At 66.9% G+C, this 20,271-nt stretch carries 15 protein-coding genes; 9 read left to right on the top strand and 6 right to left on the bottom strand.

What is annotated here, in order from left to right; translation table 11 throughout:
* Positions 1–121 precede the first annotated feature (121 nt).
* A complete protein-coding gene (locus tag K9F62_08035) occupies positions 122–2,575 on the bottom strand; it encodes an EAL domain-containing protein (protein UJX42606.1) in 2,454 nt (817 codons plus the stop codon).
* A gap of 98 nt (positions 2,576–2,673) precedes the next feature.
* The gene (phnD, locus tag K9F62_08030; protein UJX42605.1) at positions 2,674–3,687 is read right to left on the bottom strand and encodes a phosphate/phosphite/phosphonate ABC transporter substrate-binding protein; all 1,014 of its coding nucleotides are present in this window, start codon (positions 3,685–3,687) and stop codon (positions 2,674–2,676) included.
* A gap of 163 nt (positions 3,688–3,850) precedes the next feature.
* On the opposite strand from phnD, the gene K9F62_08025 reads away from it, so the two are divergent.
* From K9F62_08025 to K9F62_07995, 7 genes are all read left to right on the top strand, one after another.
* Positions 3,851–6,169, top strand: coding sequence for an EAL and GGDEF domain-containing protein (locus K9F62_08025; GenBank protein ID UJX42604.1), 2,319 nt, complete (start codon positions 3,851–3,853; stop codon positions 6,167–6,169).
* Positions 6,170–6,281: 112 nt separating this feature from the next.
* Complete coding sequence (locus K9F62_08020; protein ID UJX42603.1) at positions 6,282–7,919, top strand: chemotaxis protein CheA; 1,638 nt, start codon at positions 6,282–6,284, stop codon at positions 7,917–7,919.
* Positions 7,920–7,986: 67 nt separating this feature from the next.
* A complete protein-coding gene (locus K9F62_08015) occupies positions 7,987–8,442 on the top strand; it encodes a response regulator (protein UJX42602.1) in 456 nt (151 codons plus the stop codon).
* Complete coding sequence (locus K9F62_08010) at positions 8,427–8,963, top strand: chemotaxis protein CheD (protein UJX42601.1); 537 nt, start codon at positions 8,427–8,429, stop codon at positions 8,961–8,963. The genes K9F62_08015 and K9F62_08010 overlap by 16 nt, the downstream gene beginning before the upstream one ends.
* A gap of 3 nt (positions 8,964–8,966) precedes the next feature.
* Positions 8,967–9,539 carry a hypothetical protein gene (locus K9F62_08005; protein UJX42600.1) on the top strand — a complete coding sequence of 191 codons (573 nt, stop codon included), beginning with the start codon at positions 8,967–8,969 and terminating at the stop codon, positions 9,537–9,539.
* Positions 9,536–12,499, top strand: coding sequence for a glycosyltransferase family 39 protein (locus K9F62_08000; protein ID UJX42599.1), 2,964 nt, complete (start codon positions 9,536–9,538; stop codon positions 12,497–12,499). Before K9F62_08005 ends, K9F62_08000 begins: the two co-directional genes overlap by 4 nt.
* 314 nt (positions 12,500–12,813) lie before the next feature.
* Positions 12,814–13,632 (top strand): glycosyltransferase family 2 protein, encoded by an 819-nt coding sequence (locus K9F62_07995; protein ID UJX42598.1) that lies wholly within the window; start codon positions 12,814–12,816, stop codon positions 13,630–13,632.
* On the opposite strand, the gene K9F62_07990 is transcribed toward K9F62_07995, so the two are convergent.
* Positions 13,568–14,581 carry a polysaccharide deacetylase family protein gene (locus K9F62_07990; GenBank protein ID UJX42597.1) on the bottom strand — a complete coding sequence of 338 codons (1,014 nt, stop codon included), beginning with the start codon at positions 14,579–14,581 and terminating at the stop codon, positions 13,568–13,570. The two genes, K9F62_07995 and K9F62_07990, sit on opposite strands and share 65 nt — an antisense overlap.
* 160 nt (positions 14,582–14,741) lie before the next feature.
* Between K9F62_07990 and K9F62_07985 the strand changes: the two genes are divergently transcribed.
* Complete coding sequence (locus tag K9F62_07985; GenBank protein ID UJX42596.1) at positions 14,742–16,010, top strand: HDOD domain-containing protein; 1,269 nt, start codon at positions 14,742–14,744, stop codon at positions 16,008–16,010.
* A gap of 200 nt (positions 16,011–16,210) precedes the next feature.
* Here K9F62_07985 and K9F62_07980 read toward each other — a convergent pair whose 3' ends face one another.
* Entirely contained in the window at positions 16,211–17,698 is a 1,488-nt protein-coding gene (locus K9F62_07980; protein UJX42595.1) for a DUF3880 domain-containing protein, read from the bottom strand.
* 40 nt (positions 17,699–17,738) lie between these two features.
* Here K9F62_07980 and K9F62_07975 point away from each other — a divergent pair, with 40 nt between their 5' ends.
* Positions 17,739–18,293 (top strand): hypothetical protein, encoded by a 555-nt coding sequence (locus K9F62_07975; GenBank protein UJX42594.1) that lies wholly within the window; start codon positions 17,739–17,741, stop codon positions 18,291–18,293.
* Positions 18,294–18,319: 26 nt separating this feature from the next.
* Here the strand turns inward: K9F62_07975 and obgE are convergent, their stop codons facing one another.
* Entirely contained in the window at positions 18,320–19,492 is a 1,173-nt protein-coding gene (gene obgE / locus K9F62_07970; protein UJX42593.1) for a GTPase ObgE, read from the bottom strand.
* 97 nt (positions 19,493–19,589) lie between these two features.
* Positions 19,590–20,243 (bottom strand): TrkA family potassium uptake protein, encoded by a 654-nt coding sequence (locus K9F62_07965; GenBank protein ID UJX42592.1) that lies wholly within the window; start codon positions 20,241–20,243, stop codon positions 19,590–19,592.
* Positions 20,244–20,271 lie beyond the last annotated feature (28 nt).

Genomic DNA, 20,271 nt, shown 5'->3' with positions numbered 1-20,271 from the left:
TCGTGCATACGAATTTTGGGAATAACATATTTAGATAATTATTTTTTAGAGAACGCCACACGAACGGCAGCGCTTTCCAACCGGCCGGACGCCTTCGGGGGAACCGGGAGGCAGCCGGGCGCTACTGCTTGCGGGACGGCGCGGCCTCCCGGCCGGACGCGCCCCCGTGCCGGACCGCCGGGGCCGGCCCAAGGGCGCTTGCCGCCTCGGGGGGAAGCGGCTTGCCGTAGAGCCAGCCCTGGGCCAGATCGCAACCGGCCAGGGACAGGAATTCGTGCTGCAAGGCCGTCTCCACGCCTTCGGCCACCACTTCCAGGCCCAGGCGCTGGAACAGCGCAATAAACCCCGAGACCATGGACCTCGCCCGCACGTCGTATTCCAGGCTTTTTATCAGCGATTTGTCGAGCTTGACGATGTGCACCGGGTATTCCACCAGCACGCTTAAAGACGAATAGCCCACGCCGAAGTCGTCCACCGCGATGCGAAAGCCGCTGACGATGAGCCGCCCCAGGATGACCTTGGCCGTCTCGGGGTCGGCGATGATCATGGATTCGGTGATCTCGAGCACCACCGTGGCCGGATCGACGTCCGCCGCCCTGGCCCGGCCGATAAGGTCGTCCACGAAATCCTCGTCCTGGAACTGGTTGCGCGACACATTGACGGAAAGGCGCATGGGCCGGCCTTCCTCGCGCCACTGCCGCAGCCGGGCAAAGGCCATGTCCAGGACGAGCCGGCCGATGGGGATGATGAGCCCCGTTTCCTCGGCCAGGGGGATGAACCGATCCGGCGGGACCATGCCGTCCGGGCGCATCCAGCGGACAAGCGCCTCGAAATGCTCGGCAACGCCCGTGGCCATGGACACGATGGGCTGGTAGCGCAGGACGAATTCCTTCTCCTCGATGGCCCGCTTGAGGTTGTTTTTGAGCTCGAGCCGGGCCTTGGCCTCCTCGGCGATGGCGGGCTCGAAAAAGCGGACCCGCCCGCCGCCCTCGGACTTGGCCAGGTACATGGCCGTGTCGGCGTTGCGCATGAGCGCATCCGAATCCCGGCCATCGGCCGGAAAAAGGGCCACGCCCACGCTGGCCCCGACCTCGAGGGCCGCGCCCTCCACCTCGAGCGGCCGCGACGCCGCCGCCACGAGCGTCTCGCCCAGGCGCGCCGCCACCGAGGGGTCCGTGGTCTCGCGCAGGATCACCGTGAATTCGTCGCCGCCCATGCGGGCCAGGGTGTCCTCGTCGCGCAGGCAGGCGCGCATGCGCCCGGCAATGAGCGAAAGCACCTGATCGCCCACGGAGTGGCTCAGGCTGTCGTTGATGTACTTGAAATTGTCGAGGTCGATGAAAAGCAGGGCAAAGCCGCGCGAGCGCCGCGTGCCGATGGAGATTTCCCGCTCCAGCCGGTCCAGGAACAGGGCCCGGTTGGGAAGCGCGGTCAGGGCGTCGGAATAGGCCAGATTGCGCAGCAGTTTTTCCGTGGCCTTGTCCTTGGTGACGTCGGAAAAGACCAGCACCAGATGGCTGCCGGCGTCGTCGTCGAGGGGCAGGGCGTTTATGGACAGGCGAAGCGGCAACGTCTTGCCCGAACGGGAAACGCCCGGACATTCGCCCGACCAGGCGGAGCGCCGGGTCAGGCCGTCCAGAATGGTCCGGTGCAGCGTGGCGTCGTGGGCGGCGAGAAAGGTCTCCCGGGCGCAGCGGCCGTGCAGTTCGCCGGCGGAAAACCCCGTGATGCGCAGGCAGGCGGCATTGACCTCCAGCACCGTCAGCCGGCGATCGGTGATGACCATGGCCGCGTCCGTGGCCGCCACCGCGATCCTGAAAAGCAGCAGGCGCTTTTCCGCCAGCCGGCGCTGGGCGTTTTCCGTTTCCAGCTCCTCGTTGGCCCGCTCGAGCTGCCGCGTATGCTGGTTGATCTCGCCGAGAAGCGCGTTGTAGGCCGCGACCACCTGGCCGATCTCGTCCCGGCTGGTCCAGGGCAGGGGCTCACGCCGACCCGTGGCATGGCTGCGGGTCAGGGCGTCGCGAAGACGCCTAAGCGGTATGCCGATGCGCCAGTGCACGGCCCATAAGAGCCCGGCGGCAAGCAGGACGATCAAGGCGGCGGCGGTCGGCAGATCGGCGTCCCGCCGGCTGGCCAGCCCCTGGCGGATGCGGCCGTCGTGGTAGGCGGCCTCCAGCCGGCCGATGGCGTAGGTCTCGCCGCCGGCGTGATGGATGAGCTCCCGCCTGGCCGTGATGAGCCGCACATCCGGCCCCGGGTCTTTCCCCGAATGGGCCACGAGCGTCCCCTTGGCGTCGTAGAGCCGTATCCATTGCAGGTCCGGGTTCTGGGCGTAACTGCGGAACAGGCGGTCGATGGTCGCCTGGTCGAATTCCCAGACCGGGGCCTCGAGTTCGGCGGCCTGGGCGGTGAGCAGACTGTCCAGGCGGATTTTGAGGTCCTCCTGGGCCTGCCGAGCGAACCGGGCCGTAAAGATCAGGTACATGATCGCGGCCACGCTCAAGGCCACGGCCAGGGCCGGAAGCAGGACCCGGGTGGCCAATCCGAGGCGCGGATGGTTGCCGAAAATCGCCATGCGCGTGTCGTATCCTCAACGTTCGAGCAAGTGCCTTTGGCGCAACATACTCGTATAATTATTTTTCAAACAACGAACAAATCCGTCGGGCTGTGGATTCACATGTGCGCCGCTTGCGTCGCCCGCAGCTGGCGCAGTTGTGCCTCTATAGTTTCGAGGCGTTTTTGTCTCGTCTCCCCACCCGGGTCATTTTGGGCGGCAAGGCGGAGCTTTTCCCGATACAGCTCGATGATGCGGATGGGCACGAGCTGGCTGTTGTCGGAGGCCTCGAAGCCCGACCGGCTAAGCGTTGCCAGCACCGCCCGTTCCCGGGCCAGTCGCGCCTCGGACTTGCCCGAGGCGGCCCGGCCGTAGTCCAGGAAAAAGGCCCGGATGCGGTCCTTGAGCCCGGCGGGCAGATCGGTCCGCCAGACGAGGGGGTCCGAGGGTATGGGCGGCGAGGTCCAGATGACCACGACGTCCCGGGCGAATTCGGGATAGCGCTGCCGATGGCGCTTAAGATCGAGGCTGTTGCCGGTGGCCACGTCGAGGCGGCCCGTGGCCACACCGAGAAAATTCTCCTCGTGGTTGCCCGAGACCACCCGTTTGAACACGGCGCGCGGGGAAACGCCCCGGGAAGCGAACAAATAGTAGGCCGGCACGGCATGGCCGGAGGTGGAATTGGGGTCGCCGTCGCCGAAGGTGAGTCGGCCCGCCCGGGCGAAAACGGTCTCGACGTCGGTGAGCCCGGAATCCCGGCGCACGAGCAGATGGGAGAAATATTCGGTATGCCCGGCCGGGTCGATGCTGCGCAGGGCGACCTCCCCCCCGGCCCGGTCCACGGCCTCGATGGCCGACTTGTTGCCGAGCCAGGCCACCTGGGCCCGGCCGGTTCCCATGGCCCAGATCACGCCGGCATAGTCCTCGTAGATCTTGGGCGTGACGGGCTCGCCGAGAAAGGCGGACAGGTCGGCCAGAAGCGGCCGCCAGCCGTCGAGCACCGTCTGGGGGGCGGAGGTCGCAATGAGGCCGAAGCCAAGCCCCCCCGCCCCGGCCAGGGCCAAAGTCCCATGGCATGACAGCAGGATAAAAAGGACCAGCAGCAGGCCCGCGAGCGGCTTTTTTTTGCGCATGACTTTTAAAGGCTATCCGAAAAAATGTCGATCATCGCAGGCGACACGGATTTGTCAATGAAATGTCACCGGCTCTTGCCGCCGTTGACGGGCTTTTTTCCCGTATCTGGTATCTATAATCCGTATACCGTGTGCGCCCGGGGCGTTTTTTTGGAGGGTGACCGTGAACCAGCAGCTCTTCGATTCCTCGATCATGTTCAAACACATGCTCGAACAAAACAAATCCCTCGCCGGCAAAGTGCCCCAGGTACGGCCGCGCATGGCCTCGCTCCTGGAATGCACCGGCAACGTCCTGGAAGGCGACCTAGCCATTTTGACCTTGCAGGTGGCGGATTTCCACCTGAAATTTTCCGGCATCGGCATGGAAGCGGGACTGGCCTGCCTGCGCGCCTGCCTGGACGAGGCCATCGAACGCTTTTCCGCCGTCTACCCCGAGGGCGCGCTGCATTTCATCCAGGAAGCCTCGCCCGGGGATTACGTGCTGCTTTTCGAACACGACGGCCGCGACCCCGACGAACTGTTCTTCCTCTACCTGGCCTATCGGGCCGCCGTCACCCAGGGAGCGGCCGAGCGGATGCGGCTTATTTGCGGCGAGGAAATCGACCTGCGCGTGGGCTTCGCCCGGCTGGAGCCCGAGCGGGACACGACGCCGACGGCCGTCCTTTTCGCCGCCGTGTGCAAGGCCAAGCGGCTGGCCCAGCAGAAGATCGACGCGGCCGCCTTCCCCTCGCCGGCGGAAATCAAGACCCTGTTCGCCCAGGGCTTCACCGGCGTGGTCTACCAGCCGGTGGTCGACCTCACCACGGGCATGACCATAGGCTGGGAAGCCTATGCCCGGGGCACCTCCGGCATTCCCATCCAGGACGCGTTGCGGCTTTTCGAATTGACCGGCTCCACGGAGAAGGCCCTGGAGGTGGAACAGGGGCTGTGCCGGCTGGCCGTCTCCGGCATCGGGCGGCTCAAGCCCCGGCAAAAGCTTTTCTTGAACGTCGGCCCGGCGAGCCTTTGCGCCCACGATATCCAGCCCCGTGAATTCGCCCGGCTTATCGGCGAATTCGACCTCGAACGCAACCAGATGGTGCTCGAATTCTCCGAGCGCCTGTCCTTTAGCGAACTGGCCGCCCTGCCGGAGATCCTCGACGCCTACCGCGACCTGGGCTTTCTGACCGCCATCGACGACGTGGGCGCGGGCCAGTCCAACATGATGCTTTTAGCCCGGCTGCGCCCGGATTTCTTCAAGGCCGACATCACGCTGACCCGCGACATCGAATGCAACCCCTTCAAGCGGCTGATGGTCGAAACCCTCGTGCTCATGGCCGAAAAGACCGGAGCCAAGGTCATCGCCGAGGGCGTGGAAACCGAGCTGGCCTTAAGTTCCCTCGTATCCATGGGCGTCCACGCCGGCCAGGGCTACTACCTCGGCGCGCCGGCCTATCCCAAGCCCGAAGGCGGCATGCCCATGCCGCTTAAGGCCAGCTTCGGCCAGGCCAGCGCCGGGGACTGGAAATGCTCCTCCCCGGTGGGCGACCTGCTGGCCCCGTGCCTGGAAGTGGATACGGAGAAACGCGTCGGCGACGTCAAGGCGCTTCTGGCCGACAAGCCGGCCATGTGCAGCGTGGTGGTGGTGGAGGGCAAGACCCCGGCCGGACTGCTCATGAACTACAACCTGGACAAGGCCCTTTCCTCCAAGTTCGGCATTGATCTCTACCACAGAAAACGCATCACCCGGCTCATGGACGCAAGCCCCCTGTGCGTGGAATGCGACACGCCCATCGAGGAGGCGGCCCGACTGGCCATGAACCGGGTGGCCACCAAGATTTACGACGATATCGTCATCACCCGGGACGGGGAGCTTCGCGGCACCGTATCGGTGCAAAAGATGCTCGACACCCTGGCCAAGGTCCAGGTGGAGCTGGCCAAGGGCTCCAATCCCCTGACCGGGCTTCCCGGCAACGTGGCCATCGAACAGGAGTTCCAGCGCCGGGGCCGGGAAAAACTGCCCTGCTCGATGATGTACGTCGATCTCGACAACTTCAAGGTCTACAACGACGTCTACGGCTTCAGCCAGGGCGACAAGGTCATCCTGCTCACCTCCCGGGTCCTGCGCGAAGCCGTTTCCCGCCAGGGCTCGCCCGGCGACTTCGTCGGGCACGTCGGCGGGGACGACTTCGTGGTCATCGCCGCCCGGGGCGCGGCCGACGCCGTGGCCGACGCCGTGGTCACCGTCTTCGCCGCCGAGGTCCCCAGGCTCTACACCCCGGAAGACCGCGATCGCGGCTTCATCCGGGGCAAAAGCCGCGACGGCGTGGAAAAGGACTTTCCCCTGATCACCCTGTCCATCGGCATCCTGGAGTGCCTCTTTGCCGCGCCCATTACTTTCGAAGACCTCAGCCACCGGGTGGCGGAGGTCAAGAAGTTCGCCAAGTCCCGAGCCGGCAATTCCGTGATCCGCGACCGCCGCGCCCCCCTTGGGGCGCTTTAGTGAGGGAAGAAGGGGAAGAGGGTGCGCGCCGCGTCCCTTTCCGCGCCGATGCGCCTTGCTTCCGGGGCGCTTGGCCCGTACACTCCCGTGGCGTGCCTGTCGCGCCACACCCATGGTCGAAGACGACAAAATATTCGAACTTTTCGCCGAAAGCTGCCTGGAGCAGCTGCGCGGCATCGAAGCGGCCATCCTCGATCTGGAAACCGCCGGGCCGGACGCGCTTGGCCCGAAAGTCGCCGCCGTTTTTCGCGCCGCCCACACCATCAAGGGCGACGCCGGGGCCGTGGGCGCCGCGCCCCTGGCCGAACTCGCCCATGCCGTGGAATCGGTCCTCGATGCCGTGCGCGAGAGTCGTCTGCCCATAACCCCCGGGCTTGTCGGCGAACTCCTGACCGTCTTCGACGTGATCAAGACCATGGTCGAGGACCCCGTGGCCGGACGCGGTCGCGACGTGGCCCCGGAAATTGCCCACATGGCCGCCCTGCTGCAGCGGGACCAGCCTCCCCAGGCGCCCCAGCCCGTCGAGGAACCGCTCCCGGGCGAAGCCAAGGCCGACGAACACATCCGCAAGCTGGCCATCGACGCCCGGGAACTCGACATCCTGGTCGATCGGGTCGGCGAACTCGGCATCGCCCAGGCCCGGCTGGCCACGCTGTCCGCCCACCGCCAGGACGGGGAACTGCGCGACGTGGCCGAGGAAGTGGAGCGGCTGGCGTCGCTGCTGCGCGATCAGGTGCTGGGGCTGCGCCTCTTGCCCATCAAGATCAGCTTCCCCAAATACCGCCGGCTGGTGCGCGACACCTGCGCCACCCTCGGCAAGGACGCGGAACTGGTCATGGACGGCGAGAACACCGAGCTTGACAAGGCCGTCATCGAACAGCTCAATACGCCTTGCATCCATCTGCTGCGAAACGCCGTGGACCACGGCATAGAGCCGCCCGACGCCCGGCAGGCCCTCGGCAAGCCCCGGCGCGGCACCATCAACCTTGCCGCCCGCCAGGACGGCAACGACGTGGTCATCGCCATCACCGACGATGGCGCGGGCATCGACGCCGCCAAGCTGTGGCGCAAGGCCGTGGCCGCCGGCCGCATCGCTCCGGACCGGCCCTACGACCCGCAGGCCGCCCTGGAACTGATTTTTCTGCCGGGCCTGTCCACGGCCGAACGGGTGGGCGCGGTGTCGGGACGGGGCGTGGGCATGGACGCCGTGCGCGAGGGCATCGCCGCCCTGCGCGGCCGCCTCGAGGTGGCCTCGACCCCGGGGGCCGGGACCGTGTTCACCATACGCCTGCCCGTGTCCCTGGCCATTATCGACTGCCTGGAAGTGCGCCTTGGCGCGGAGACCTATTACCTGCACCTCGACTACGTGGAGGAATGCCTGGAGTTGCCGCCGTCGGTGACCCTGCACCAGGGCCGGGGTGTGATGGAGCTGCGCGGCGAGCCCATGCCGCTCGTGTGCCTGCGCCATTTTTTCGACCTGTCCGGGCCCCTGCCCCAAGCCTCCCATGTGGTCACGGTGCGCCGCGACGAAGGCCGGGCCGGGCTCGTGGTGGACGGAGTGATCGGCCGCAAGCAGGCGGTGCTCAAGCACCTGGGACGCGGGCTCGGCAAGGTGGCCGGCGTGCTCGGGGCCACGGTCACCGAGGGCGGGGACATGGCCCTGGTGGTGGACGTCCCGGGCCTGTTGCAGGCCGCCCTGAACGAAGGCAGGACGCAAAAGGACAACACCGCCGCAACGAAAATTGCATGACCATGTCGGCCCGGCAATACGGATAACGGACCTTGAGGACACGACACGAAAAAACGGAGGGTGACCCATGCCTCGCGCCCTGATCGTCGACGACAGCCGCTACCAGCGCTATCTTATCATCCAGGCCCTGGGCGACCGCTTCACGCCGGACGAGGCCGCCAACGGCCGCGAGGCCCTGGCCTTGTTCAGCGCTGCCCGGGAAAAAGGCCAGACCTACGATCTGATCGTCATGGACATCCTCATGCCCGAACTCTCCGGCCACGACGCCCTGGCCGGCATCCGCCGCCAGGAACTCGACGACGGCATTGCCGAGGGATGCCGCACGCCGGCCGTCATGCTTTCCAGCCTCGACGATCCGGCCAACATGATGCGCGCCCAGTTCGAATCCGGCGCCCAGGCCTACGTCACCAAACCCTTCACCCCGAAGACATTGCTCGAAGCCCTGGCCAGCCTCGGCCTGGCCGACAACCCGCTTCGTGCCGACGACTTCGACCCCGATACCCCTCCATGCAAGATCTTCTAGATCGCTTTCCCGGCCATAATCTGGCCTTCCTCAACGTAGCCCAGGGCGGACTCTACGAGCAGCCGACCATGGCCCACACCGTGCTCGGGTCCTGCGTGTCCGTCACCTTTTTCGCGCCCCGCCACGGCCTGGCCGCCATCTTTCACGCCCTACTGCCCAGGGCCTCGGAATACCGCCTCCACGGCATCGAAAACACGCCTTACAAGTTCGTGGACTCGGCCATCACCGCCATGGTCCACCGGCTCGCCTATCGCGGCGTGCCGCTGCAGCATATCGAATGCAAGGTGTTCGGCGGCGCCTGCGCCCTTTTCGCCGAGGAGCTTTCGGTGGGACGGCGCAATGTGGAAACGGCGTTCGCCACCCTGGCCGACCTGGGCCTGCGGGTGGCCGCCTCCAATGTGGGCGGCGAACGCGGCCGCAAGATCGTCTTCGCCTCGAGCACGGGCGAAATTTTCGTGCGCATGCTCGGCAACGGCAACGGCAGGCCCGCCTGCAAATATCCCCGCGAAAAAAGGTCCTAGGTTTTGCCGGATCCGTCTTCTCCCACCGGTTGCGCTCTCCGTCGCCTGCTGGCCGCCGTGTGCGCGACCCTTGGTTGCGTCCTGCTTGCGACCGCGACGGCCTTTGCCGCCGCCTGTCCCGGGGCGGGGAAAACCGCCGACGCCAAGGCCCTGGTCGGGGCCGCCACGCGTCTTCTTTCCGCCACGCCACGCGATGTTCCCGGCGCGGCCGCCTGTCTGGAAGCGGCCTACGCCGCCGGCGATCCCGGCGCGGCCGTGGTCCGGGGACAGCTCGCCCTGGAAGGCGCGGACGGGTCGCCGGACCCCACCCTGGCCGTTGCCTGGTTTTTCCGGGCCGCCCGGGCCGGCTCGCCCCAGGGGTATCTGGCCGTCGGCCAGGCCCTGCTTGCCGGACGGGGCGTTCCAGCCGATCCGTACTGGGCCTACTGGCACCTGGGCCGAGCCCTGCGCCTGCCGGGACTTTCGCCAAGCGAAGCCAAGGCCGCCAGGGACGCCGCCGCCACGGCGGCGCGGGAATTCACCCCGGCCCAGCGCGCCACCCTTGACGCCAACCTGGACGGCAGGGCCGCGCCATGACCTTTGTCGCGCCAGACGCGCCGCGTCGCGTCTTTTCCCCCGGCCCCGACTGGGCCCTTGTCGCCGGCCTGACCCTCGTCGGGCTGTGGCTGCGCCTTTACGCCCTGGATGTGGTGGGGCTGTGGTGGGACGAATTCGTGACCCTTGGCCGGGCCTCCTGGCCGCTTCGCGACATGCTGCCGTCGCTGGCCTTCGAGGGACCGAGCGACGTGAGCCTCGATTCCTCGCCGCCGCTCTTCCACCTGCTCGTGCACGCGAGCCTCATTTTCTTCCCGGCCACGGACTGGGCCGTGAAGCTGCCGAGCGTCATCGCCGGCACCCTGACCATCCCTGTGGTCTGGCTGCTTGGCCGACGGCTTTTTTCCAAAACGACGGCCATGGCCGCCGCCACCCTGTGCGCCCTGTCCCTGTTCCACATCCACTACTCGCGCGAGGCCCGGCCCTACGCCCTCTACCTGCTCTTCGCCCTGCTCGGGCTCTATTTCCTGTCCCGGGCCCTGGCCGCAACCGGCCGGCGGCGCGACTGGATCGGCTTCGCCCTGGCCAATATCCTCATGTTTTACGCGTCGTACCTGGCCGCGGCCACGTTCTTCGCCGAAGGGCTCATCGTGGCGGCCCGGGCGGCCCTGCTCTGGCGCAGCGAGCGGCGGGCGGCCCTGCGGCTCCTGGCAAGCGCGGCCCTTTGCGCCTTGGCGGTCTTCGCGGCCTATCTGCCCTGGCTGCCGGCCCACATCTTCCAGGTGCGCACCATCCATGCCGACGGCCCCACCGGAAACCGCTTCGACTCGGCCGGTTTTCTGTCCGTGCTCAAGGCCTTTGCCGCCGCCTACTACCAGGGCGGCGCGCCCTGGCCGGCCTTTCTGGCCGTTCTGGCCGGGGTCGGGCTTGTGCGCCACATCGCCATGGGCCGGCTGCGGGCGCTTTGCGCCCTCGGGCTGTGGGCCCTTTGCGCCCTGGCCATGGCCGCCGTGCTGCCCACGCAAATCCATGTCTCCATCCGCTATCTGGTCAACATCTTCTTTCTCTACGTCTATCTCGCCGCCGGCGGCATCGAGGCCGTGTGCGCGCTTTTCCGCCGCCTGTCCGCCAAAAGCGTCACGGCCCTGGCCATGCTTCTGGCCGCGGCCTGCTCCATGCCCACCTTCGAGACGCTGCCCATCTACGCCAAGCGCGACAGCCCGAGCATCAAAAGCGTGCTGGCCGACCTGCTCGTGGCCAAGAACAACGTGGACTGGCTGTTTTATTACCGCAACCGGCACCTCAAGATCATCTCCGACTGGTACCTGCGCGGCGCGTTTCGCACGGCCGCCTCCCTGCCCGACCGCCGCTACCGCCGCTTCTTCCTGCTCACCCCGGACGACCTCGTGCACAAGCGCGCGATTCCCGGCCTCGTGCCCGTGGCCAAGACCTTCTGGGCCGACAGCGCCAAGGGCGGCGTGGTCAACAGATCCCCCCTGCCCCTGGACGTGCCCTACGCCGCCGATTTCACCGACCTGTCCTTTTTCGCCGACGTCTACACCGCCGACAACATGGCCCCGGACCTCGGCTACGGCACCCTGGCCCTGTACGATTGCCGCATCCCGGGCCGGGCCGTTTTCGCCTTCGTCGCCCCGCCCGGGATGCGGCGGGAAAAAACGCGGGCCACGGTGGATTTCGCCCTGCGCCCGGGCAAGGCCTCCCTGCCGGAATCCACGGCCAGCGTGACCGTGGGCACGGACCCGGACGCCCTGGTCACGGCGGCCACGGTCCGGGCGACGGATTTCGCCCCGGGCACGACCCATTACAGCCGCACCGTGGACCTGCCCGCCCCGGACCCGGCCACGGGGCTGGTCTATATCGCCCTCGGCCTCGACCCCGGCCATGTGGACGGCGCGCTGGAATTCGCCGGCTTGCGCCTCGCCCCGCCGGCCGCGCCCCCGACGCTTGCCATCAAGCCCGTCTGGGAGCGCCGCGCAACGGCCATCGCGGCCAACACCCGGGTGCTGCCGGGCCTCGACGGCGCGGCGGTCCTCGGCGGGGAAACGCTCTTCGGCTTCGCCGACGCGGCCCGGCCGGACCTGTCCCTCGGCGGCCCCGAGGCCCTGGCCGCCTATCTGGCCGCCTACCCGGACGACACGCCGGTTGCGACCCTGGCCGACGCGGCCGGCAATATCCGCGCCCGCTACTTCGATCCCGGCCTGCGCCATCCCTTCACCGCCGTCACGTCCCGGCCGCGTCCGGTCCTCCCCGGCTTCGGCCAGGCGATGACCGCCAAAGGCTTTGTCGCCTCGGGAAATATCGCCGGCCAGACGGTCAGCGTGGGGCAGGAGCGCGTCAGGCTGCCGGTTGCCGCCCCGGCCGGATCGAAGCTGCTCCTGGACGTGGGCGGCACGGGGCTGGTCCACTTTTCCCCGGGTTTCGACGCGCCGCTTTCCGCCCTGCTCTCCCAGGCACTCCTCGCCCACGCCGTGGTCGCCGTGCCGGGCTCGCCCGCCCTTACCTGCGCCGGCGACGCCCCGTGCTTTCTGACCTACGCCGTGACGGCCGCACCGGGCGCGACGCCCATCACCGGCTTTCGCCTGGCCTGGTATCCGCGCGTGTTGACCGACGGCACGGGGCACAATAGCCTGACCGCAACCTATTCCACGGACGGCGCGACCTACCAAACACTTGGAACACTGCGCAGCGCGGGGGATTTTTTCTGGTACGGCGGCAAAATGCGCATGGCCCGGGAAGTGCGGCTGCCCCATCCGGCGAAAAAGCTCTACGTGCGCTTCGCCCTGTCCGGCGGCGGCGCGCAGCTGTGGAGCGCGCCCGAAACGCGGCTCAGCCTGGACGTGCGCCTGGCGGGTACGGACTTTAGCGGACTGCCCCTGCCCGCAAACGCGGTCCCGGCCCAAAGCGACGGCCCGGACGGATGCGCCGTGCTGCCCACCCGCGAACCGCCGCCCCTGGGCTGGCCGCTCCGGGAACGGATGTAAGAGACCGGGGGAAACCCTTTCTGGAGAAAGGGTTTCCCCCGGGCCCCCATCCCAAAGACTTTTAATAGTTACAGGATGTTGCCATTACAAGACCCATCACCGTTAAAAGTTTTGGGGAGGGGAGAGCGCGAGAGGGGAACCCTTTTTTCAAAAAGGGTTCCCCTCTCGCACCCTCTTCGCCCTCCTCCCCCCGGCAAAGGTTGACAGACACCCCGATTTCGGGATTAGTGCCTCGTTTGGCCGCGTCACAGCAACACGCGGCGCATTCCGCCGTTTCGCTTCCGATCCGGCGATCCCCTCTGGAGCGACAACCCATGATGCACGGAAAAAAAGTGGTGGTGGTCATGCCCGCCTACAATGCGGCCTCCACCCTCGAACGCACCTATGACGAAGTTCCCAAGGACATTGTGGACGAGGTCATTCTCGTCGACGATTGCAGCCGGGACAACACCATCGAGCAGGCGCAGAAGCTTGGCCTGCGCTGCTTCCGCCACGAACAAAACTGGGGCTACGGCCGCAACCAGAAGACCTGTTACGCCGAGGCCTTGAAGACCGGCGCCGACGTGGTCATCATGGTCCACCCCGACTACCAGTACACGCCGAAGATCATCCCGGCCATGGCCAACCTGGTGACCAGCGACGAATACGACGCGGTCATCGCCTCGCGCATCCTCGGCGGTACGGCCCTTCGCGGCGGCATGCCCATGTACAAATACGTTTCCAACCGCTTCCTGACCCTGACCCAGAACCTGCTGCTCGGGGCCAAGCTCTCGGAGTACCACACCGGCTACCGGGCCTTCTCCCGGAAGGTGCTGGAAACCCTGCCGCTTTGGGAAAATTCCGACGACTTCGTCTTCGACAACCAGATGCTGGCCCAGACCGTCTACTTCGGCTTCCGCATCGGCGAGGTGTCCTGCCCGACCAAGTATTTCGAGGAAGCCTCGTCCATCAATTTCCGCCGCAGCTGCACCTACGGTCTCGGCGTGCTGGCCACCTCGGCCCAGTTCCGCCTCCAGAAGTGGGGCCGCAAAAGCTACCCCATCTTCGACAAGAACGGCCGGGGCCTGTCTAGCAGCCCCAATCCCCCGTACTACAAGGACGAGTCGCCGGAGAACTCCGGTCAGGCCAGCTAAAAGCCGGACCGACAAGCCCTTTCAGCGTCGTCCCGCGCACATCGAAGGTCCGCCGCAACCAGTCGGCGAAGCGGCGGACCTTGGCCAAAAACGCCGTCGCCGCTTCTTCATCCGGAAAATGCGGACTGGCCCCGGGCAAGAGTTCCGAGGAATGCCAGAAGAGCGTGATCACCCGGCCGCCGCGCCGGACGTGGGTCCGCACGGCCAGTCGCATGGTGGCCTCGGGCATCCAGACCGGATTGACCCCGAGCGTCGCGGTTTTCATAAATCCCCCAAGCACCGCATTCCCGGCCTTCGGCGGCAGCCGTTTCGCCAGGGCATGGGCCAGTCGCGGCGTTCCCGGCACCAGCGGCACCTGGGTGGTCGGGGCCTCGAGCAGGCTTTTGCCCTCCGGCCCGGCCGGGCGCAGCCAGTAGGGATCGGCCGGGGCCCGAAAATGGTCCGGCCCGCCCGGCACATGGCGCAGCGGGGCAACGCTCGAATCCACCAGGAAACCGACCTCGGGCAGCACGGCCATGGCCCGCTTGAAAAGATTCCACCGGCCCATGCGGAACGAAACAGCCGGGGCGCCGGCAAAGGCGGTTACGGCCCGCTGGAGCGTCACCAGCTTGGCCCGGAAAACGTCCAGGGGCATGACGGCCGTGGACACCGGTTCGGGCCAGGGCATGTCGGGAAAAGGCGGCGTGTTCCAGGGATGCAGATGCGCCCCGATCTCGCCGCCGACGCGGGAGACGAGGTCAAGGATAATTTCCCCGCTGGCCGGGTCGACAGCCACCGGATAGTCGCACAGGAACGTGAGTGGCAGGTCGAAATCCCGGGGCAGGAACGCCAGCTTTCGCAGTCGGGCGATATTGGAAAGCCCCGCCCCCTCCCGGGGGTAGGAACCGGAAAAAAGTCCCTCTTCCTCGACATCAAGGCTTATAACGACAGCCAGCGGCTTTTTGCCCATACGGTGTACGCTCCCGGCGGCATGGTAGCGGCGGGCCGGAAAATGTACAGCCCGTTTTCCGGGGCCATGGCGGGTCGGCGTCGCATGCCTTGACAATCGCGGTAAATACTTATCTCAAGAAGCAAACGGGTTGCCCGTGCGTGCCTCCCGGGGACTTGCCATGAATAAACGACTTCCCCTTGCCGCCCTTGCCGCGGACATGATCCTGGCCGAGCCGGTGTGCCGTCAGGACGGAACGCTGCTGTTGCCGGAGCAAACCGTCCTGACCGAACGGCATCTGCGCCTGTTTCCGGTCTGGGGCATCCCTGCGGCCACGGTATGTTGCAGCGACGACGCCGCAGCCTGGCCCATACCGGAGGACACGCCGGAAACCGCGCCGGACAGCCAGGCGCTGGAGGCGGCCCAGGTGCTTTTGCGGCCGCGTTTCGTCCATGCCGACCTCGACCAGCCAGCCATGGCCGCGCTGTACGACCTCTGCCTGACCCGGGCGGCCGGGACCCTTGCCTGCCGTGGCCCGGCCGGTCTGGCCCTGCCCGGCCCGGTGCCGGCGGACCTGCTGCCGCCCGCCCCGGAAACGCCCGCGCCCGGCCCCATGGCCATCATCGAGTCCGATCCCAAGCTCACCTCGTTGCCCGACGTCTTCGTGCGCATAAACGAGGTGTTAAACGACCCCAACAGCACCGCCCGGGAGGCGGCCGACGCCCTCGGCAAGGACACGGGCCTGGCCGCCAAGCTCCTGCGCCTGGTCAACAGCGCCTTTTACGGCTTTCCGGTCAAGGTGGACACCTTGTCGCGCGCCGTGACCATCGTCGGCAGCCGCCAGCTTACCACGTTGGCCCTTGGCATCTCGGTCATCGCCATCTTCAAGGACCTGCCCAGCGGGCTCGTGGACATGCGCGCCTTCTGGAAGCACAGCGTCAGCTGCGGCGTGATCGCCTCGACCCTGGCCGGACCCGAGGCCGGGCTCGACGTGGAAAGACTTTTCGTGGCCGGGCTGCTCCATGATGTGGGGCGGCTGGTGCTTTATCGCAACGTGGCGCGCCACGCCACACACGCCATCGCCCTGGCGCGGCGGGAAGGCATCCTGCTGCGCGAGGCCGAAAAAAGGCTGTTCGGCTTCGACCACGCCACCCTCGGGGGCATGCTCCTGCGCAAATGGCGGTTTCCGGAAAGCCTGGAAAAGGCTGTGCGCCACCACCACGGCAGCCTCTCCCACATGGGCATGCCCATGCCGGCCCTCACCCACACGGCGGACGCCATATCCGGCGCGCTCGGCCTGGGCTCGAGCGGCGAAGTCTACGCCCCGCCGCTGTCCCCGGCCGCCTGGGACACCCTGGATATCCCCGTGGATCGCCTGCCCGACATCATCGCCGCAGCCGAAGCCCAGATCGACGATATCATCCGCGTTTTCCTGCCGGACGAGAAGTAGCGAGGACGGTGAACGGGGAAGATGGAAGAGGATGCGAGAGGGGAACCCTTTTTTCAAAAAGGGTTCCCCTCTCGCGCTCTCCCCTCCCCAAAACTTTTAACGATTACAGGTACGGTAACGATAATGCCCTGTAACCGCTAAAAGTCTTTGGAAAGGGGGTCCGGGGGGAAACTTTTCTACAGAAAAGTTTCCCCCCGGTTTCATCTCCCGCCTTCCTCCGCCACCCACTCCAGCACGCTGCGGATGCGGTGGCGGTAGGTATGGCGGGTCGCGATCAGTTCGCGCCAAGCTGTTTTGAGGCCCTCGGCGTCATGGCTGAGGCGTTTGGCCAGGTCGGGGATGTCTTGTGCCGTCCGGTAGGTGATGGGGGCGGTCAGATAGGGCGGAAAGATATCGAGTCCGGGCGTGTGGTCGGTAAGCAGGCATCCGCCGGCGGCCCAGACGTCGAAATGGCGCTGGGTCAGGCCATGGGGCAAAAGCGGGCTGACGGCCCCGACGACGGCCTGGGCGGAGGCGTAGAGCCCCGGGAGCGCCTCGTGGTAGGGCACGGGCGGCAACCAGGCGAACGGCGCTTCGACAAGCCCCCGCCAGGCCGCGTCGCCGCACACGGCCAGTTTTCCGGTCCGGGCCGCCTCGCGGATGACCAGCCGTCGCCAGGCCTGGCCCGACTCTTCCGCGCCGTACCCCACGCGCCGGGCATCCCGTCCGGGCCACAGGGACGTGACGCCGAGCCGTTTTTCCCACCAGCCGAAATCCGGACGCTCGCCGCGTGACAGCATGGCCATGGCCTCGTCCCACAGAGCGGGGTCGAGCCTGTTTCCCGAAAAGAAAAGTTCCTTGTCCGGGAAGGCGCTGCGGCCGACGAAAAGAAGCTTGCCGGCAAGCTCCGACCGGTCGGGCCGGGCCGTAAAAAAGGCCGGATCAGCGGCCAGGGGCAGATGATGCACGGCCCTCGCGCCGTGGCGCCTTAGCGGCGCAACGAACCAGTCGTCGGTCACGCACAGGGTCACGTCGCGCCAGGCCGTCGTCTTGACGCCGGACAGGCAGTGGAAGGGGTTGTCCACGCACCAGACGACCACCGGCACCCCGGCCCGGGCCAGGAGCGCCTGGACCTCGCCGTGGCGGTCGAGGCCCGCGAAATTGACGGAAAAAAAGAGGGTCGGCCGTTCCCGCTCCAGACAGGCGAGCAATCCGACCCGGTCCACGACGCGCACCGTTACGCCCTCGGCCTCGAACCCGGCCGTGATGCCCGGGGCGACCAGCCCGCCCGTGTCCCGGGGCAGCAGGGCGATTTTCTCCCGGCCGGGGGCATCCGGCGGCACAACCGGCAGCAGCAGCGTCGCCCGCACCGGGCTCCAGAAGCGAGGGAAAAGGGTACCGGCCTGCCGATAGAGCAAGATGTTGGCGCAAGCGACCAAAGCGGGATCGAAGGAGGCAAGCGGGGTCCAGGCGGCCGGAATGGCGGCGCGCCAGGCGGCGTCGGTCTGGGCGAGAAATTCCGGGCACTCCAGATAACGCACCCTGGCCCCGGGTGGAAGCGTCGCGGCAAGCGCCTGCGGATCGGGGCCAAGGCCGAGCACCAGCCAGTCCGGGCTTTCAGCCCGGGTAACGACCTCATGGCCCGGGGCCAGGGTCTTGGCCGCGCCCAATTCGTCGACAATGCGCAGGCGGCTGCGGGGATGCGCCATGGTCCACGATCCTTCTTACCGGCCGGAGAGGCGGCGGGGCATGGCCCGGGTCGATCCGAAATCGCGGCTCCTGTCAAGGCGAGGCGGCTTGACAAGCCGGGCGCGGCCAAGGCATGGCGCGAACCATACCGTGAGGCTTCCTTCCACCCGCCTTTTTCACGCGGCCCCGCTGCCGCTTCTGGTCACCGCGCTCTTTTTGGCGGCGGCGGTTTTTTTTGCCGCCCATGCCCATCTGACGGCCAGGCTTCTCGCCTTGGTTCCGGCGAGCCTTGCCATAAGCGCCGCCCTGCTGGCCCTTGGCGACGCCCTCTCGCGCCACGCCGAGTCCCGGCGCGTGCGGCGGATGCTTGCGCGCCACGGCTTCGATGAACGGGTCTTCGACGCCATGGCGGCCTCGCGCTGCCAACGCGACGCCGCCCTTTGCGCGGCCGGGGAGACCGGTTTCCTGGCGCAGGCCCGGGCCTATTACCATTCCCTGGGCTACCGCTGGCACCACCTGCTTCCCGACAGCGCGAGGCGCGCGCCGTGGCGGCTTTTCGCGCCGCTTTTTTTCAAGAAGAGCTTTCTGGCCTTCGGCCATGCCCGCCGCCGGTGAAAATAGCCGGGCGGACCGGGGAAAACCTAGTCAGCGGGCCGGATATTGCCGTCCGCGTCCCGGGAGCAGACGGCCAGCCAGATCGCTTCCAGCACCGCCTCCACGCCCTCGCCGGTCAGCGCCGACATGAAAAAGACCTTCTGGCCGGCGGCATGGGCGGCCTCCCGGCGCACGGCCAGGTCTTCCGGCGTGAGCAGGTCGATCTTGTTGACCACGCGGATCTGGGGCCGCTCGGCCAGGGCCGGGTCGAAGCGGCGCAGCTCCTCGTCCACCACGGCAAAGGCCTCGAAGATGCCTTCCGGCGAGGCGTCCTCGGCCGAAACGACATGCAGCAGCACCCGCGTGCGCTCCACGTGGCGCAAAAACCGGTGCCCCAGGCCATGGCCCAGATGCGCGCCCTCGATGAGCCCCGGAATGTCGGCCAGCACCAGCCGATCGCCGTAGTCGTTTTCCACCACACCGAGGTTGGGGGTGAGCGTGGTGAAGGGGTAGGCCGCGATCTTGGGCCGGGCCCGGGACACGGCCCCGATGAAGGTGGACTTGCCGGCGTTGGGCAGTCCGATGATGCCGACATCAGCCAGCACCTTGAGCACCAGCCGGATGCGGCGCTCCTCTCCCGGCTCGCCGGGCTGGGCGAAACGCGGGGTACGCATGGTGGCCGAGGCGAAGTGCAGGTTGCCCTTGCCGCCACGCCCGCCCTGGCAGGCGACGAACGTCTGGCCCGGTGTGGTCAGGTCCACGAGCAGGGGCTCTTCCGGAACCTCCTCTTCCTCCACCTCCACCGGGGCCTCATCGCCGCCCGCGTCCACCTCGTCCTTTCCGATCTCGTAGACGGGCTTAAACGTAGGCGCGTCCGGAACTTCCTGGTCCTCGGGTGCCGGTTCCACAGGCTCCAGGGGCGGCAACTCGTAAAGTTCGGTGCCGACGGGCACGTCGATGACAAGGTCCGCCGCGGCCTTGCCGTTTTTCTGGCGGCCCATGCCGCCTTCGCCGTTTCGGGCTTCGTAGATGCGCCGCAGGCGCAGGTCATAAAGCGTGAGCAGATCCGGATCGGCCCGAAAAACGACATCGCCGCCCTTGCCGCCGTCCCCGCCGTCCGGGCCGCCCCGGGGAATGAACTTCTCGCGGCGAAACGACACCGCGCCGCGTCCGCCCTTGCCCGAGCGAACGATAATCCAGGCTTCATCGACAAAACGCATAACCCCTCCGGGCACCCTTCGTGTCGTGTCCTCGAAATGCGCATCCGCGGATTTCGAAGGTAATATATTTAAATGATGGATTAAAAAGACACAACACTTACGGCCGCAGCTTGGCGAGCCTGTCCTCGCGGCCCACCAGCACCAGCTTGTCGCCGCTCCCAAGCGGCTCGTCGGCCTTGGGGATAAAGGAATAGTGCTCGGCCTGCGCCCGCTTCCAGGCAATGACCTGTACCTGATGTTTGTTGGTCAGGTCGAGCTGGCGCAAGGTCCGACCGGCCCAGTCGTCGATGCCGATCTCTTTTATGGCCACGTTCTTGTCCATGGGCAGGTATTCAATCAACCCCGGACTCGCCAGCTGATGGGCCATGTTCTTGGCCGCGAAACGCTCGGGAATAAAGACCGTATCCACGCCGATTTTCATGAGCAGCTTCTCATGGTCCGTGGACACGGCCTTGACCCAGACCTGGGGCACGCCGAGTTCCTTGAGGTAGAGCGAGATGAGGATGCTCGCCTCCATGGAATGGCCCACGGAAACAACGACGTGGGACATCTCCTCCACATGGATCTGGGCCAGGGCCCGCTTGTCCTTGGCGTCGAGCTGGTAGACCTGGGTGAAGATGTTCTGGGCGTTTTTGACCTTCTCGGGATTGCCGTCCACGCCGATCACCGGCCGGCCGAGCTCCACCAGACAGCGGCCCATATGAAAGCCGAACTTGCCGAGCCCGATGATGCATACCTGATCCTGGGCCATTTTTCCTCCACGAAAAAGCGACATGGCG

The organism is Desulfovibrio sp. JY, assembly GCA_021730285.1.
GTDB lineage: Bacteria > Desulfobacterota > Desulfovibrionia > Desulfovibrionales > Desulfovibrionaceae > Solidesulfovibrio.
Note: the sequence above shows the minus strand (reverse complement) of the source record. Positions and strands in the feature narration are given on the sequence as shown.

What these genes read in the sequence shown, in the direction of transcription:
- K9F62_08035 (UJX42606.1), bottom strand. Translation starts at nt 2,575, where the DNA reads ATGGCGATTTTCGGCAACCATCCGCGCCTCGGATTGGCCACCCGGGTC.
- phnD (UJX42605.1), bottom strand. Translation starts at nt 3,687, where the DNA reads ATGCGCAAAAAAAAGCCGCTCGCGGGCCTGCTGCTGGTCCTTTTTATC.
- K9F62_08020 (UJX42603.1), top strand. Translation starts at nt 6,282, where the DNA reads ATGGTCGAAGACGACAAAATATTCGAACTTTTCGCCGAAAGCTGCCTG.
- K9F62_08015 (UJX42602.1), top strand. Translation starts at nt 7,987, where the DNA reads ATGCCTCGCGCCCTGATCGTCGACGACAGCCGCTACCAGCGCTATCTT.
- K9F62_08010 (UJX42601.1), top strand. Translation starts at nt 8,427, where the DNA reads ATGCAAGATCTTCTAGATCGCTTTCCCGGCCATAATCTGGCCTTCCTC.
- K9F62_08000 (UJX42599.1), top strand. Translation starts at nt 9,536, where the DNA reads ATGACCTTTGTCGCGCCAGACGCGCCGCGTCGCGTCTTTTCCCCCGGC.
- K9F62_07995 (UJX42598.1), top strand. Translation starts at nt 12,814, where the DNA reads ATGATGCACGGAAAAAAAGTGGTGGTGGTCATGCCCGCCTACAATGCG.
- K9F62_07990 (UJX42597.1), bottom strand. Translation starts at nt 14,581, where the DNA reads ATGGGCAAAAAGCCGCTGGCTGTCGTTATAAGCCTTGATGTCGAGGAA.
- K9F62_07985 (UJX42596.1), top strand. Translation starts at nt 14,742, where the DNA reads ATGAATAAACGACTTCCCCTTGCCGCCCTTGCCGCGGACATGATCCTG.
- K9F62_07980 (UJX42595.1), bottom strand. Translation starts at nt 17,698, where the DNA reads ATGGCGCATCCCCGCAGCCGCCTGCGCATTGTCGACGAATTGGGCGCG.
- K9F62_07975 (UJX42594.1), top strand. Translation starts at nt 17,739, where the DNA reads ATGGCCCGGGTCGATCCGAAATCGCGGCTCCTGTCAAGGCGAGGCGGC.
- obgE (UJX42593.1), bottom strand. Translation starts at nt 19,492, where the DNA reads ATGCGTTTTGTCGATGAAGCCTGGATTATCGTTCGCTCGGGCAAGGGC.
- K9F62_07965 (UJX42592.1), bottom strand. Translation starts at nt 20,243, where the DNA reads ATGGCCCAGGATCAGGTATGCATCATCGGGCTCGGCAAGTTCGGCTTT.